Source organism: Williamsia sp., assembly GCF_036566845.1.
Taxonomy (GTDB): domain Bacteria; phylum Actinomycetota; class Actinomycetes; order Mycobacteriales; family Mycobacteriaceae; genus Williamsia.
This window is the reverse complement of sequence record NZ_DATCVM010000270.1, coordinates 20351-33834: the sequence shown is the minus strand read 5'-3', so window position 1 is coordinate 33834 and position 13484 is coordinate 20351. Positions and strand designations below refer to the sequence as shown.

Here is a 13484-nt window from a genome sequence, read left to right as displayed (position 1 = left end):
CGATCACCGAGCTCGCAGGGGGTCGACAGTGGCCGGGGCGGTCATCGGGGCCGGTGGCGACGAGATCAGGGTGCGTCGCCGCCGCACGACCTTCTCGACTTCGACCACGACCGGGATGATCAGTGACCAGCCGATGCACGCGAGCCACTGGCCGCCGGTCAACGACGTTGTCATCAGGAGGTCTTGAAGGACTCCGGCCTGGACCGCGAACACCGTCACGATGATCGGGACCGACAGGATCTTCAGCGCACCGAGAACCGGTTGTACAAGACCGGATTCCGGGTCTCGCCGCATCACGAGGCCGGCGAAGATCGATCCGATCGACATGACCACGAACGCGGTTGTCATCGGGACGTTCGCCTCGGTCGAACTCATCTCACCGGGGGCGAGGAGCATCGCGGCGAGCGTGACCGCGAACTGCAGGATGCCGTATGCCAGCCACTGCACCAGCGCCGGCCGATTGGCGATCGGCATCTTCGGGTCGCGCGGTGGTTTGTTCATCAGACCCGGCGACGGCGGATCGACCATGATGACGGCGACCGGGAACAATGTGATGAAGAAGTGCTGGAAGAGCACCATCAGTGGGGTGAGCGCGACACCGTCGTTGATGTTGAAGATGCTGGCGACGAGGAACAGGATCACGAGCGAGAACAGTTTCGACATCTGGTAGCGGATGTACGACACGATCTTCTCGTAAATGTTGCGGCCCAGGCGGATCGCGGTGATGAGAGTGCCGAAGTTGTCGTCGGTTAGGACCATCTTTCCGGCCTGTTTGGTCACCTCGCTACCCGAACCCATCGCGACGCCGATGTCGGCTTTCTTCAGCGCGGCAGCATCATTGACGGCGTCTCCGGTCATCGCGACGACGTCACCGCCCCGCTGCATGACGTCGGCCAGACGCAATTTGTCCTGTGGCGTGACCCGGCCGAACACATGCAGGTTCGGAAGGGCCGCAGACAGATCGTCGTCGGACATGGCCTGCAGTTCCGCACCGCTGATCGCGCCGGGTCCGAGTCCGAGCTCGGCGCCGATGGCCGACGCGGTGATCGCATGATCACCGGTGATCATCCGGACGTCGATACCGGCCTGATGGGCGATGCGCACCGACTCGATGGCTTCGGGCCGGAGCGGGTCGATGATGCCGACCATGCCGACGAAGGTGAGGTCCTCCACAAACGACATGGGGTCGGCATGAACGGCCTGCTCGTGTCCCTCGAGGCGCCGGACCGCGAACGCCAGGACCCGAAGTCCCTTCTCGGACATGCTCCGATTCGCTTCGGTCAGCTCCTCCATGACCTGTTCGATGGGGACCAGTTGCCGTCCCGGCAGGAACGCGGAGGTGCAGCGGGCCAGGACCACGTCGGGTCCGCCCTTGACCAATTCCACGAACTCGGTGGTCCCGTCGACCGGGACGTTGTGGAACGTCGCCATGAACTTGTATGCGGAGTCGAACGGAACCGCGGCGACGCGCGGATAGGTCCGCCGGGTCAGTGGGGCATCGACGCCGACCTTCGCCGCGAGCACCACGAGTGCGGCCTCGGTCGGGTCGCCGACCACGTCTCCGGTGGCCGAGACGGTCGCGTCGCTGTCGAGGCACAAACCGTATGCGAGCAACGTGAAGTCGGGGATTTCTTCGCCCGCGACCTGGGTGATCTTCCCGGACTTCGCGTATCCTTCACCCTCGACGAGGTACCAGCGACCGTGGAAGTACAGCGACCGGACGGTCATCTGGTTCATCGTCAGTGTGCCGGTCTTGTCCGAGTTGATCACACTGGTGGCGCCGAGCGTTTCGACATCGGTGAGGTTCTTCACGATGGCCTTCGCCTCGGCCAGTTGCTTCGCACCGTAGGCAAGCATCGCTTGGACAAACGTCGGCAGACCGGTGGGTATCGCGGAGACGCCCATCGAAATCCCCAGCAGCAGAAGCGTTGTCACGTCTTGACCGCGAATCACCCCGATGACCACGATGATCGCGACCGCCACCCATGCGATGATGCCGAGAAGTTTGGTGAGCGAGTCCAATTCGCGCTGGAGCGGAGATTTGCTCGGCGCAACCGCCGAGAGCATCGATGCGATCTGGCCCATCTGGGTGTGCATACCCGTCTCCGTGACCACGATGGTGGCCGTCCCACGGGTGACGGAGGTGTTCTGGAAGACCATGTTGCTGCGGTCGCCGAGGGAGACCTCTGCCCCGGCAATCGTTTCGGGATCCTTCGCGACGGGCGCGCTCTCACCCGTCAGGGCTGCCTCCTGTGTCTCCAGGGTGGCCGTCGCGAGCAACCGGCCATCGGCGGGCACGATGTCGCCTGCCTCGAGTTGCACGATGTCGCCCGGCACCAGTTCGGTGGCGTCGAGCTGGATCAGTGTGGCGTCGCGGATGACCCGGGCCTGAGGTGTCTGCATCTTCGCCAATGCGTCCACGCTGGCGCGTGCCTTCATCTCCTGCCGTGTGCCCAGCACGATGTTGAGCCCGACGAGGACTGCCACCACAAGCGCCGTCGGGATCTCGTCGATCACGATGCTGACCACGGCCACCGCGACCAGCATCAGGTTCATCGGGTCCTTGAGCTGCTGGAGCGCTATCGACCACAGCGACGGTGCGGGTTCGGATGCTATTTCGTTGGGGCCGTAGCGTCGCCGGCGTTCCTCGACCTCGCCGACCCGCAGACCGAGTTGTCGATCGGAGGCCAGCGCGGACACCACGGAATCGCTGTTCTGGGCATACCAGTCGGTGGTCACCTGCCCGGCGATGCGTCGGATATGAGAACCATCAGGCGTGGGTTCGATCGTTGTCATCGACGGCATGTCCTTTCGCGGCCACGGAACCTCAGTACGGTGTCGGAATCCAATGCAGTGGTTGGGTTGACGGCTTGTAGTCACCGGGCGGCTGCCGCTCGGGCAGCGTCACGTCGGGCCGATGGAGAGGTTCGTACGGGACTTGGCTGAGCAGGTGCGTGATGATGTTGAGACGCCCACGCTTCTTGTCGTCGGTGGTCACGACATACCAGGGCGCCCAACCAGTGTCGGTGAGATGGAACATCTCATCGCGGGCGCGTGAATAGTCGTACCAACGGCTGTACGATTTAAGATCCAGTTCTGAGAGCTTCCAGATCTTCCTCGGGTCTTCGATCCGGCTCTGCAGACGCAGTGTCTGCTGTTCTTCGCTCACTTCGAGCCAGTACTTGAGGAGCAGACACCCCGAATCGACGATCGCGCGCTCGACGGCCGGCGTGAGTTCGAGGAAGCGCTGCGACTCTTCGACGGTGCAGAACCCCATCACGCGTTCTACCCCGGCACGGTTGTACCAACTGCGGTCGAAGATGACGACCTCCCCGGCTGCCGGGAGGTGAGTCAGATACCGCTGCACGTACATCTGCGATTTCTCACGCTCGTTCGGGGCGGGCAGGGCGACGACCCGGAACACCCGAGGGCTGACGCGTTCGGTGATCGCCTTGATGACGCCGCCCTTGCCTGCGGTGTCGCGGCCTTCGAACACGATGCAGATCTTCGCGCCGGATGCTTTCACCCACTCTTGCAGCGCAACGAGTTCGGCGTGCAGTGGCTCGATCAGCCGACGGTATTCTTTGTACTTCATCTTGTCCGCCGGTGCGGACTGCTGGTCGTCAGGGCGCGTGATCTCGGGGTGAGAGTGCTTGTGCTTCGACTTCTTTCCCACCACGTCCTCCCTCGTGCCAGTGCCGGCTGTACTGGGGGCCGGCTCTGTTGCCCGGCAAGATGATTGTTGCCGAGATCCGGGGTATTCGCGTGAGAAGTCGAGATTCTGGGGGACTTCGACACCGGCGCCGCCGATGTCGAAGTCCTGTGGAGAGCTACACCCTGTGGTGCTATTTCAAGGCTGCGGCCAGGCGACGCCACTGCCGGCGAGGATGTTCGTTGGGGTCGGCGCCAAGTACTTGGATGCACACATGGTCGGCGCCGGCGGCCTGATGTTCCCCGACTCTGCGAAGGATCGCGTCTTCGTCACCCCAGGCGATGATCGAGTCGAAGAGCTTGTCGCTGACCGTGTCGATGTCTTCTTGCGTGAATCCTGATCGCAAGATGTTGTTTGCGTAGTTCGGTAGTCCGAGGTAGCTGCGCAGCCAATCGGTTCCGATGGCCCGGGCCTCGTCGCGATCGGTGGTCAGGATGGCGGTCTGCTCGGGGAGCAGGAGCGGACCATCGCCGAGCGCAGTTCTCGCCTGCGCGGTGAACTCCGGTGTGACCAGGTAGGGGTGTGACCCGTTGGCCCGCGTGGCGGACAGTTGCAGCATCTTCGGTCCCAACGCGGCGAGTACTCGTCGTTCGACGGGCACCGGTTGGTCTGCGGCGTCGATGGCTTCGAGATATGCCCGTGTCGAGGCGAGGGGCTTGCTGTACCGCCCGGGTTCACCCGCATCGATCAGCGGCGCATGGCTGACACCGATGCCGAGCAGGATGCGATCGCCGTGCTCGGCGACCAACTTGTTGTAGTTCGCGGCGACATCGGCCGGTTCATGCATCCAGAGGTTGAGGATGCCGGTGGCGATCACGGTCTGTTCGGTGGCCTGGAGGAGACTGCTCAATGCGTCGAACACCGGACCGCCGACATCGGGAATCCAGAGTGCTGTGAATCCCAGCTCTTCGAGTTCGGCCGCCGCCTCGACGGACACGGCGGGATCGCCGTAACGTAGTTGAGAACTCCAAATGCCTACACCTGCGAGCTGCATGACCACCTCTCTTCGTCCCACGACGCCAGTCACGCCGACCATGTAGGAGTAGCACATGTGTACCCGCTCACGCCGTCTGGGCAGGCGTGTATCACAGATCTGGCGCGGCCGTTCTCTGTCTGCGCGAACCGGCAAGCGGGCCCTGACCGCTGATGAGATCGACTACGCGCGTGATGTTTTCGTCGACAGTGTCGATTACGCCGGCGTACACATCACCCGCGGCAGCGTGTTCACGATCGGTTCAGCGGTCACCCTGGGCACCACGATTCACCTCAAGGCGGGATGGGGCCACTTCCGCGGTGACGGAATGGAACTGACCGAACGCGGCAAACACACTCTCATCCATGAGATGGCACATGTCTGGCAGTACCAGCACGGCGGTTTGGCCTACATCCCGCGAAGTCTGCTGGCCCAGGTTCGGGCAGCCGCGCGTGGCGGGGACCGCAGTGGCGCCTACAACTGGCGATCAGCGCACAAAGCCCAACGGCCCTGGCCGAGTTGGAATCCTGAACAACAGGCCGCGGCCGTCGAGGACTACAACAAGTTGCTGCGGAGGAGAGCCGGCGCGGGCACGGCGCTCGACGCCGCGGACTTCGCCGTGTTGACGGAGTACATGCATTTCGTGTGGCGCGGTGAAGGCGCACCCGGCCGACGATGAACGCCGGCCGGGTGGCGCCTGACGATCAGCTCGCCAGAATCTTTGCCTTTTCGGCTTCGAACTCTGCGTCGGTGAGGATTCCCTGGGCCTTGAGTTCGCCGAGTTGTTTGAGCGCTCCGATCCGATCGACCGGAGGTGCGGCGGGAGCCGGTGGCGGCGCGTATTGGGCCTGCTGCGGAGCCTGTTGTTGAGGAGCCTGCTCCTGCGCCTGTTGCGACCAACGCTGACCTTGTCGTCGCGATACCCGATTGGACACCGAAGTGGCGGTTCCGGCGATGACGGCGGTGCGGGCGACCCCGCGAAGTAGTCCTGGCATGGGGGATTCCTAGCCTTTCAATTCGGCATCGAGTGCGTCGAGGGAAGCCAGAATGGCTTGGGTGGGGATGCGGCCGGTGGCGACCAGCTGCGCTCCGTTGTGCCTGAGCTTGGAGGCAAAGGGTGCGGCCCAATGGTTTTCGTAGATCAGGACGGCGCCGGAACAGCCGGGTTCGAGGACAGACGCCGCCTCGTCGAGGTCGGTGCGGTCAATGAGCCCCGAGGTCGCCTCGGCGAAGAGGGTGACGTCGAAGTCGCCGGTCAGCCCGAAGTCCTCGATGGCGACACCACTGACAGATCCGTCGAGTTCTTTCCGCACGAACGTCAGATCCAGGACCCGGATCACGTCGCGCTCCACGAGGTCGACGAGCAGCGGGAGCGCTGAGCCGTCGGGAATTCGGTCGGCCGGGAACTCGATGACCAAATAGTCAACTGGGCCGAGGTCATCAAAGTCGAGTTCGGTCATGTTGGGTCTTTCGTTCGGAGTTTGAATGGTGCTCACAGCGGAGTGGTACTGGTTCGAGTGTGCGTCGCGTGTGACGGGAAGTCCTCACCTGTTACGGATGAAATCCGGATGGACGTCCACATCGGCTCGGCCACTCTGGCCAGAGTGAGTCCAGCAGTCCACCACGCGGATACGTCCGAAAGTATCAGTCGGTTTCGGGTTTCGCACTGGTCAGTTGTCTACAGATCTCGACAACAGTGACATTCGATTCGTGGGACAACTTCGTCAACAAGATGAAGGCCTGCTCGGCATCGACATTGAATCGTTCCATGAGCATGCCTTTGGCCTGGCCGATGACATCACGCGATGCCAGGGCGCTCTGAAACTGCTCCTCTTTGCGCGCGACCTCGAGGATGAGCGCGGCGTGCGCGGCCAATGCGTATCCGGCTTCCACCGCGTCATCGGTGATGGAAAACGGTTGGGTCGAGCACACATTGAGTGCGCCCGTACCGCCAGAATTCGGGAACAACGCGTAAGACACGGATGACCGCACCGGTGATTGCTCGCGAAGGGCGGCGGTGAACAGCGGCCACCGGTCGTCGGTCAGCAGATCGGGAACGCGCACTGTGCGGTGCTGCCATGCCGCGTCCAGACCAGGACCTTGGGTCGTCTGGTGTTGCAACTCATCGAATCGTCTCGCGATGTCGTCCGTTGGTGCCAAGGTCTGGATCACTTTTCGTCCCTTGGTCAGAGTGATACCCGCTGAGTGGACTCCGTCGATCACTTCCAACGCCGACGCCGTGATGTCTGCCAGGACAGCGTTCGGCCCGAGGTGGGCCTTCGAATGCAGATTGCGTGCCAATTCGGCAAGGACCACGTGGATACGGGCGTCGCTGCTTGCCTTGTCTGTTGTTGACATCGCTGCCTCCCCGGCGTTCGACGTCCGAATAGCAACCGCCGACAGCAAGCTACCGCACCGGAGGCCTGCCAGACAGACATTCCGGATCCGGGACCAACCCTACTGGCTCGGAACGGGTCGCGGTGCGTGAACAGTGAGGCCGAGAACCCGGCTACGGTGCTCAACGGCTCGTTCCGCGCTGGAACGGGTCGGCTCGGTCAACTACCGTTGTGAGTGATGCTGACGGAGTCGCGGTGAACGACGAGCGGGATGACGGGCACAGGCAGTCCCGCGAGACTTCTTCGCGGAGCGGAAAGCGCTTGGGCCGTTCAGTCTTCACCGGTGGCGCAGTTGTGCCGCGCGACGCCAGGGGCGCTGACCGGAACGCAGTACCAGGCGGCGGTGGCATGGGCAGCCGAGGCCGGGACGACCGTCCGGAGCAACTGGTCTGACAACGATATTCCGACCATCTTGCAAATCGTCGCCGATCGCGCGCGTGTAGGCCGGTCACGTCTTCGCCGATCTCAGGTCGTTGGCGTTGCCGGCAGGATCGAGTGAAGGACTGTCCGGGCGTATCGATGACACCGTGGACGACGTGCTGGAAGGAACGACTCTGGTCGCGACGGCGGTCGGAATCATCGCCCAGGTCAGGGACTCGGATATCGATGAGGCACGGTTGACCTTGATGCGTCTGGCGCGGGCCCGTGGTGTCACGCCGACTGAACATGCGCGGGCGATCCTGGATGCGCAGCGGAGGGCCCACAAAACCCCGCCGCGACAGGCATTCTCGATTCCCCGGAACTGCCGATACCACCGCGGATCGACCAGCGCGTCGCAGTCCGGACACGGCGATATCCAGGGCGCCGCGGCCGTGAGGGCTGTGTCTGTACCCAGATGGTGACCCCTGCTGTATGCCATGCTTTGTCGCTATGGAGCAAAGATTTCTGCGACTGATCAATCGTGTGCCCTTCGTGGGCGGCGACAAGCTGTCGCCGGAGGACATGTCGAGCCGGATCAGCGCTCTGATCTACGGCAATATCCTGGTTCTCGCTGCCTTGATCCCGGTGACGCATTCGCATGATCGGTTCGGTATCGCGGTCATCTGGGGTGCGGCGGTGACAACCTTCATCGCACACTATTTTGCTGAACTCGTCGGACGGGCTGTGCGCGACGACACCGTGGCCGACCGGGAGATCCGGCTCAGTGAGTTGCGGGACAGTCTCCCCATCCTGTCCGCTGCGGTGGTCCCGAGCCTGATCTTGGCGCTCGCCTGGGTCGGCCTGTTCGAACCCAGAACCGCACAGTTGGTCGCCGAGCTGTTCATGGTTCTTCGCATCGCGTCGATCAGCTACGTGATCGAGCGCATCCGTCACGAGCGGGTGACGTCGAGGACGCACTGGACGGCGATCATCTTCGGTGGAATCGCTTTGGTGATCGTCGGATTGAAGGTGGCGTTCGCTCACTGAGCCCGCTCGATGTCGACTCTGGATCGCGCGGTGCGTGGTCGTCAGACCGCCGAATCATGCACTCCGACTTCACTTTCGACCGGCGGATTGCAGGCTGATGAGGAGACGGTCAGGGGTTGGGGTGTTCGTACCGTGAGAGGCGATTGTGCAACTCGCGGAGGGTTTCCTCGACCTGGTCGAGAAAGTTGTCCACGTCGTCTTCGTTGTAGCCGCGTCTGCCGAGCGGTGGTTTGCCGAATGCGGCCTTGCGTACCTCAGACGCGGTGATCAGGTGATGGGAAGAACTATCTGTGGTGTGCATGATGCCGGCCTCCTAAGGCTTGCCCGACCCAGATCAGTATCGAGCATAACGGCTTTACCACTATGGATCAAATGTCATCGACCAGCTTGAAGTGCAGGTCCGGGCGGTCTCAGTGTGCGGTCGGGGCCCCGAGCCGCGGGCAGGCGGGTGCGCAATGTCAGACGAGCGTCGACCAATACCACCAGAAGTGCTCGAGGATCAGGCCGACGATCGCGAGCATCACCACGACCGGGATGAGGGAGTGGATGCCGAGCACCCCGTTGAGGATCTTTCGGGGCGTGCCGCCGGTGATGTAGTCATCGGCATTGCGCAGCGTCACGTACCAGAAGGCGACGATGGTGACGACCCAGACGACCATGCAATAGGGGCACAGGGCGTCGATGCGGTAAAGGCTCTGGAAGATCAGCCACCCGATGAAGGCGACACCCGCGGTGAGTCCGACCTGCATGCCGAGCATGATCAGCGCAGAAGTCTTGCGTCCCATCATGACTGCGATGGTCAGCAGCGCGGCGAAGCCGGTGATGCCCAGCAGTGAGTTCGGGAATCCGAAGACGGCCGCCTGATCGGTGTCCATGATCGATCCACAGTTCAGGACCGGGCTGATACTGCAGCTGGGTACGTAATCGGGGTTGGAAGCCAGCTCGAACTTCTCAACCGTCAGCGTGAATGAGGCGACCAGTCCGACGACACCGCAGATGCCGAGGATCCAGGGGAGTAGTCGGGGAAACAGCTCCGATGGAGCGTCCCCGGTCGAAACGTCGGTCACTGCCACATCGCTTTGCCGCACATGTCCCCGAATCTACCCGGGAGGAGTCAGGCGACGGCTTCCTCGCCGGTGAGGGTGGTCCGATGCATGAGCCGGCGTGAGGTGGCGGTGTAAGGAATCGCGCGATGAAGCATGCCGGTGTTGTCCCACAGCACCAGGTCGCCGCGGTGCCAGTGATGACGCAGTGCAAAGCGCGGTTGGGTGGACCATTCGAGAAGGCGAGCGATCAAAGCCCGACCCTCCTGTGGCTCCATGCCGACAATTTCTCCGGCCGTGGCGCCGATCAGGAGGGACTTGCGCCCGGTGCGACGGGTCCACACCAGAGGGTGGACCCGGGTGGGGACCTTGGCCCACGCCGCCTTCTGCTTGTCGGTGGCATTCGGATGAGCCAAGGATTGGGCCGTGGCGAAGCTATGGACCACTTGCAGGCCTACGAGCTCCGCCTTCTCCTCGTCGGGCAGAGCGTCATAGGCGGCGTAGGTGTTGGCGAATTCGGTGTCGCCACCCTCGGTGGAGACCTCGAGTGCCGTCAGCAGCGTGCCCAGTTGGGGGATCGCGTCGGTTGCGCCGTCTATGTGCCAATGGAACGTGCCGGTGTTGTACGAGGCCAGTACGGTTTCCGCCGGGTCGAGGCTGATCGCCGACACCTCTGGATGGACTTTGTCGCCGCCCATCGGGGGTACGACAACATCACCGAGCAAGCGGCTCAGTGTCACCAGATCGCCGTCGTCGATATGGCACTCCCGGAAAAGCACCACGCCGTGGCGATCGAGCGCCGATCGGCACCACTGTGCCGCGTCGGGATTGGCCAATTGTTCGCCGGATACCCCGCTGACCTCGATGCCGATCGAAGGTGTGATCGGGGTGGCGGTCTCGAACATGGTGGCTCCTCACGGTTCAGGTAAGAGATGCAATACAGTCGTATAGTCTCCTGAGGTAACCATACATACGAAGGACAGGTCGAAGCGATGCGAATTGGATTGACGGGCGGCGCCTCGTCCACCGACAAGATCGTGGCGCAGGCCGAGCGCGCAGAGGCTGACGGCTTCTCGTCTCTCTGGTACGCCAGTACGGTCGGGGGCGATCCGCTCGCGGCGCTGGCGGTTGCCGGTCGTGCCACCACGCGCATCGAGTTGGGCACTGCTGTCCTGCAAACCTATCCGGTTCATCCGATCCTGCAGGCCAACCGGGCGGCCGCGGTCGCCGAAGCGATGGGCCGTCCCGGTTTCACTCTCGGGTTGGGGCCTTCCCATGGCCCTCTCATCGAGGACGTGTACGGATTGTCGTATGAGCGTCCCGGACGGAACACCGAGGAATACATCGAGATCATCACCTCGTTGCTTCGCGGCAAGGATGTGGATTTCCGGGGACATGACTGGTCTGCAAAGAGTGCGGGCCGGATGACAACGGTCAAACATCACGTGCCGGTGCTCCTTTCTGCGATGTCTCCCCGGATGCTGCGTGTGGCAGGACAATTCGCTGATGGAACCGTTCTCTGGATGGCTTCGGCGAAGGTCATCGAATCCCAGATCGCGCCCGCGATCGGGGCTGCGGCATCGGGTGCCGGTAGGCCGGCGCCTCGGATCGTGGCCGGATTGCCGGTGGCAGTTCATGATGATGTCGCGCAAGCGCGGGCCGCGGTTGCCGCAACGTCGGGTATGTATGCCGGGATGCCCAACTATCAGCGCGTCATCAGTGCCGGTGGTGCGACGGACGCGGCTGACATCGCCATCGTCGGCAATGAGGAGTCGGTGCGCGCCCAGCTGCAGAACCTCATCGACGCCGGTGCCACCGATGTCTGGGCGGCGATCACTCCGGTGGGTTCCGATCCCCGTGGGTCGATGCGCCGTAGCCGCGACCTGCTCCGTGACCTGGCAGCCGGGTAGCGTTCGGTGGAGTCGGTGCGACGGGCCACAGCTGCGCTGGTCAGAGGTGGTCATCAGGTGGATCCCTCCGAGATCGCCGGACGGATCCATGCGGTCGCGATGATCGCTGTTCATCTCCTCGAGAAATCGGATGACAGATGCATAGTGGCGATCACGACCTCGAATCAGCGGCCGATGGACTGCGCCGGCTCGCTGATCTGCTGCTGCGCGTCGACACCGATGACCCCGCCCTGGTCTCGGTGGCCGAACAACTCGATCGGATCACGGCGCTGATCGTCACATCCGGTGTCACAGCAGGTGAACAAGACCCGGTGTCGGGCAGAGGAAATGCGATCGCACCGCCGCTGGACCTCGAGGTCGACAACGGAACCGCCTCGGCGACAGGAGTTCTCGGGCTTGTGCATCAAGGCCCCAAGGGGTTGGTGCACGGCGGTATGTCGGCGCTGACACTCAGTCATGTTCTTTCAATCGCCGGCGCGGTGGACGGCAAACCGACGGCCGTACAGGAGCTGTCGGTGCGTTACCACCGGCCGACACCACTGTTCACCGAACTGCACATCTCGGGATCGCTGACCGATCCGGCAGGGCGTCAGGCGAGCGGTGCGATCGAGGTGGACGGAGTCACCACGGTGTCGGCGGAAGTGCGCCTCGCGCTCCCTCCGCAGCCGTGACGGTCAATCCTTGGCGCCTGAAATCTCTTTCGCCTTTGCGGCAAAATCGGCAAAGCTGGTGCCGGACTTCTCGCGGGTACTCCACGCATGGGTGCTGACGTCGTGTCCTTCGGCGGCTTTGCGTAGAGCCCCGACGGTGGCCTCCTCCCGGGGTACATGGTTGAACGGATCAAACGAGTACCACCGCATCGCGTTTTCGTGGGTCATCTTGTTGATCTCGGTGTCGGTGACGTTGTATTTGCCGAACACGCCCTCTAGTTCCTCCGGAGCGTTCGGCCACATCGAGTCGCTGTGCGGGTAGTCCATCTCCCAGCAGATGTTGTCGATACCGATCTCGTTGCGCAGCTGGACTCCGACCGGGTCGGAGATGAAGCAGGTCAGGAAGTGCTCGCGAAAGACTTCGGAGGGGAGTTTGCCCTTGAAGTCCTGGTTGGTCCACGTCGAGTGCATGTCGTAGGTGCGATCGATCCGTTCCAGGAAGTAGGGGATCCAACCGGTGCCACCTTCGGACAACGCGATCTTCAGATCGGGAAACTCCTTGATCGGCTTCGACCACAGCAGGTCTGCGGCGGCTTGCACGATGTTCATCGGCTGCAGCGTGATCAGCACATCCATCGGACTGTCCGGAGAGGGAATCGACAGCCGCCCGGACGAGCCGATGTGGACGTTCATCACCGTGTTGGTCTCGACCAGCGCTTTCCAGAGCGGATTCCAGTGGTCGCTGTGAAAGCTCGGATAGCCCAACGCCGACGGGTTCTCGGTGAAGGTGAGCGAGTGCACGCCCTTCTTCGACACCCGCCGAACCTCCTGGGCGCACAGTTCTGCATCCCAGATCGCCGGCAACGCCATCGGAATGAACCTCCCCGGATGTGCGCCGCACCATTCCTCGATGTGCCAATCGTTGTATGCCTGGACCAAAGCCAGGGAGAAGTCGGCGTCGTCGGTGGCGAACAGGCGGGCGGCGAACCCGGGGAACGACGGAAAGTTCATCGTCGCAAGCACACCTCCGGCGTTCATGTCCTTGACCCGCTCGGCCGCGTCGTAACAGCCGGGACGAATCTCATCGAGGCCCTGCGGTTCGAGGCCGTACTCTTCCTTCGGACGTCCGGCGACCGCGTTCAATGCGACGTTGGGAACAACGGTCTCGCGGAATTGCCACGTATCACTGCCGTCGGGATTGTGGACAAGTCGCGGTGCATCGGCTTTGTATTTCGCCGGCAGATGGTTGTCGAACATGTCGGGTGGCTCGATGATGTGGTCGTCGATGCTGATCAGGATCATGTCGTCTTTGTTCACGCCCTTGCCCTTCCGCTGGGTGTGGCCGGCCGCCGGGGCCGGCTCAATACTGTACAAGCGTATTGCGGTTGGGGGT

General features: G+C 62.9%; 16 protein-coding genes. 5 read left to right on the top strand and 11 right to left on the bottom strand.

All coding sequences use genetic code 11. The features are described 5' to 3' along the window. Positions 1–3: 3 nt before the first annotated feature. The 3 genes from VIQ49_RS25935 to VIQ49_RS25925 all read right to left on the bottom strand — a co-directional run bounded on the left by VIQ49_RS25935 (position 4) and on the right by VIQ49_RS25925 (position 4706). The gene (locus VIQ49_RS25935; RefSeq protein WP_331889519.1) at positions 4–2796 is read right to left on the bottom strand and encodes a cation-translocating P-type ATPase; all 2793 of its coding nucleotides are present in this window, start codon (positions 2794–2796) and stop codon (positions 4–6) included. Between the two features lie 31 nt (positions 2797–2827). Continuing rightward, positions 2828–3676 (bottom strand): polyphosphate kinase 2, encoded by an 849-nt coding sequence (gene ppk2, locus VIQ49_RS25930; protein WP_331889517.1) that lies wholly within the window; start codon positions 3674–3676, stop codon positions 2828–2830. A gap of 169 nt (positions 3677–3845) precedes the next feature. Beyond that, a complete protein-coding gene (locus tag VIQ49_RS25925) occupies positions 3846–4706 on the bottom strand; it encodes an LLM class F420-dependent oxidoreductase (RefSeq protein ID WP_331889515.1) in 861 nt (286 codons plus the stop codon). A gap of 55 nt (positions 4707–4761) precedes the next feature. Here VIQ49_RS25925 and VIQ49_RS25920 point away from each other — a divergent pair, with 55 nt between their 5' ends. Further along, a complete protein-coding gene (locus tag VIQ49_RS25920) occupies positions 4762–5364 on the top strand; it encodes a hypothetical protein (protein WP_331889513.1) in 603 nt (200 codons plus the stop codon). 25 nt (positions 5365–5389) lie between these two features. Here VIQ49_RS25920 and VIQ49_RS25915 read toward each other — a convergent pair whose 3' ends face one another. The 4 genes from VIQ49_RS25915 to VIQ49_RS25900 form a co-directional block, all read right to left on the bottom strand. Next, positions 5390–5680, bottom strand: a complete 291-nt coding sequence (locus VIQ49_RS25915; protein ID WP_331889511.1) for an SHOCT domain-containing protein — start codon at positions 5678–5680, stop codon at positions 5390–5392. A gap of 9 nt (positions 5681–5689) precedes the next feature. Beyond that, the gene (locus tag VIQ49_RS25910; protein ID WP_331889509.1) at positions 5690–6145 is read right to left on the bottom strand and encodes a DUF6325 family protein; all 456 of its coding nucleotides are present in this window, start codon (positions 6143–6145) and stop codon (positions 5690–5692) included. A 184-nt stretch (positions 6146–6329) separates the two neighbouring features. Continuing rightward, positions 6330–7043 carry an ANTAR domain-containing protein gene (locus VIQ49_RS25905; RefSeq protein WP_331889507.1) on the bottom strand — a complete coding sequence of 238 codons (714 nt, stop codon included), beginning with the start codon at positions 7041–7043 and terminating at the stop codon, positions 6330–6332. Between the two features lie 308 nt (positions 7044–7351). Next, positions 7352–7492 carry a hypothetical protein gene (locus VIQ49_RS25900; protein ID WP_331889505.1) on the bottom strand — a complete coding sequence of 47 codons (141 nt, stop codon included), beginning with the start codon at positions 7490–7492 and terminating at the stop codon, positions 7352–7354. A gap of 68 nt (positions 7493–7560) precedes the next feature. On the opposite strand from VIQ49_RS25900, the gene VIQ49_RS25895 reads away from it, so the two are divergent. Both VIQ49_RS25895 and VIQ49_RS25890 read left to right on the top strand, forming a co-directional pair. Beyond that, positions 7561–7923: a hypothetical protein gene (locus tag VIQ49_RS25895; protein WP_331889503.1), complete on the top strand. Its 363-nt coding sequence runs from the start codon at positions 7561–7563 to the stop codon at positions 7921–7923. 28 nt (positions 7924–7951) lie between these two features. Next, positions 7952–8488, top strand: a complete 537-nt coding sequence (locus tag VIQ49_RS25890) for a hypothetical protein (RefSeq protein ID WP_331889502.1) — start codon at positions 7952–7954, stop codon at positions 8486–8488. Positions 8489–8597: 109 nt separating this feature from the next. Here the strand turns inward: VIQ49_RS25890 and VIQ49_RS25885 are convergent, their stop codons facing one another. The 3 genes from VIQ49_RS25885 to VIQ49_RS25875 form a co-directional block, all read right to left on the bottom strand. Further along, positions 8598–8789 carry a DivIVA domain-containing protein gene (locus VIQ49_RS25885; RefSeq protein WP_331889500.1) on the bottom strand — a complete coding sequence of 64 codons (192 nt, stop codon included), beginning with the start codon at positions 8787–8789 and terminating at the stop codon, positions 8598–8600. 157 nt (positions 8790–8946) lie between these two features. Further along, positions 8947–9555: a vitamin K epoxide reductase family protein gene (locus tag VIQ49_RS25880; protein WP_331889498.1), complete on the bottom strand. Its 609-nt coding sequence runs from the start codon at positions 9553–9555 to the stop codon at positions 8947–8949. Positions 9556–9602: 47 nt separating this feature from the next. Continuing rightward, positions 9603–10436: a TauD/TfdA family dioxygenase gene (locus VIQ49_RS25875; RefSeq protein ID WP_331889496.1), complete on the bottom strand. Its 834-nt coding sequence runs from the start codon at positions 10434–10436 to the stop codon at positions 9603–9605. Positions 10437–10523: 87 nt separating this feature from the next. Between VIQ49_RS25875 and VIQ49_RS25870 the strand changes: the two genes are divergently transcribed. Beyond that, positions 10524–11441 (top strand): TIGR03564 family F420-dependent LLM class oxidoreductase, encoded by a 918-nt coding sequence (locus tag VIQ49_RS25870; protein WP_331889494.1) that lies wholly within the window; start codon positions 10524–10526, stop codon positions 11439–11441. A 137-nt stretch (positions 11442–11578) separates the two neighbouring features. Next, positions 11579–12112, top strand: coding sequence for a PaaI family thioesterase (locus VIQ49_RS25865; RefSeq protein ID WP_331889492.1), 534 nt, complete (start codon positions 11579–11581; stop codon positions 12110–12112). A gap of 3 nt (positions 12113–12115) precedes the next feature. On the opposite strand, the gene VIQ49_RS25860 is transcribed toward VIQ49_RS25865, so the two are convergent. After that, complete coding sequence (locus tag VIQ49_RS25860) at positions 12116–13408, bottom strand: amidohydrolase family protein (protein WP_331889581.1); 1293 nt, start codon at positions 13406–13408, stop codon at positions 12116–12118. Positions 13409–13484: the final 76 nt, after the last annotated feature.

Bases quoted from the DNA above. Each gene is read 5' to 3' on its own strand.
- VIQ49_RS25935 (WP_331889519.1), bottom strand. From the start codon at position 2,796: ATGACAACGATCGAACCCACGCCTGATGGTTCTCATATCCGACGCATC.
- VIQ49_RS25925 (WP_331889515.1), bottom strand. From the start codon at position 4,706: ATGCAGCTCGCAGGTGTAGGCATTTGGAGTTCTCAACTACGTTACGGC.
- VIQ49_RS25920 (WP_331889513.1), top strand. From the start codon at position 4,762: ATGTGTACCCGCTCACGCCGTCTGGGCAGGCGTGTATCACAGATCTGG.
- VIQ49_RS25915 (WP_331889511.1), bottom strand. From the start codon at position 5,680: ATGCCAGGACTACTTCGCGGGGTCGCCCGCACCGCCGTCATCGCCGGA.
- VIQ49_RS25910 (WP_331889509.1), bottom strand. From the start codon at position 6,145: ATGACCGAACTCGACTTTGATGACCTCGGCCCAGTTGACTATTTGGTC.
- VIQ49_RS25905 (WP_331889507.1), bottom strand. From the start codon at position 7,043: ATGTCAACAACAGACAAGGCAAGCAGCGACGCCCGTATCCACGTGGTC.
- VIQ49_RS25900 (WP_331889505.1), bottom strand. From the start codon at position 7,492: ATGGTCGGAATATCGTTGTCAGACCAGTTGCTCCGGACGGTCGTCCCG.
- VIQ49_RS25890 (WP_331889502.1), top strand. From the start codon at position 7,952: ATGGAGCAAAGATTTCTGCGACTGATCAATCGTGTGCCCTTCGTGGGC.
- VIQ49_RS25885 (WP_331889500.1), bottom strand. From the start codon at position 8,789: ATGCACACCACAGATAGTTCTTCCCATCACCTGATCACCGCGTCTGAG.
- VIQ49_RS25875 (WP_331889496.1), bottom strand. From the start codon at position 10,436: ATGTTCGAGACCGCCACCCCGATCACACCTTCGATCGGCATCGAGGTC.
- VIQ49_RS25870 (WP_331889494.1), top strand. From the start codon at position 10,524: ATGCGAATTGGATTGACGGGCGGCGCCTCGTCCACCGACAAGATCGTG.
- VIQ49_RS25865 (WP_331889492.1), top strand. From the start codon at position 11,579: ATGCATAGTGGCGATCACGACCTCGAATCAGCGGCCGATGGACTGCGC.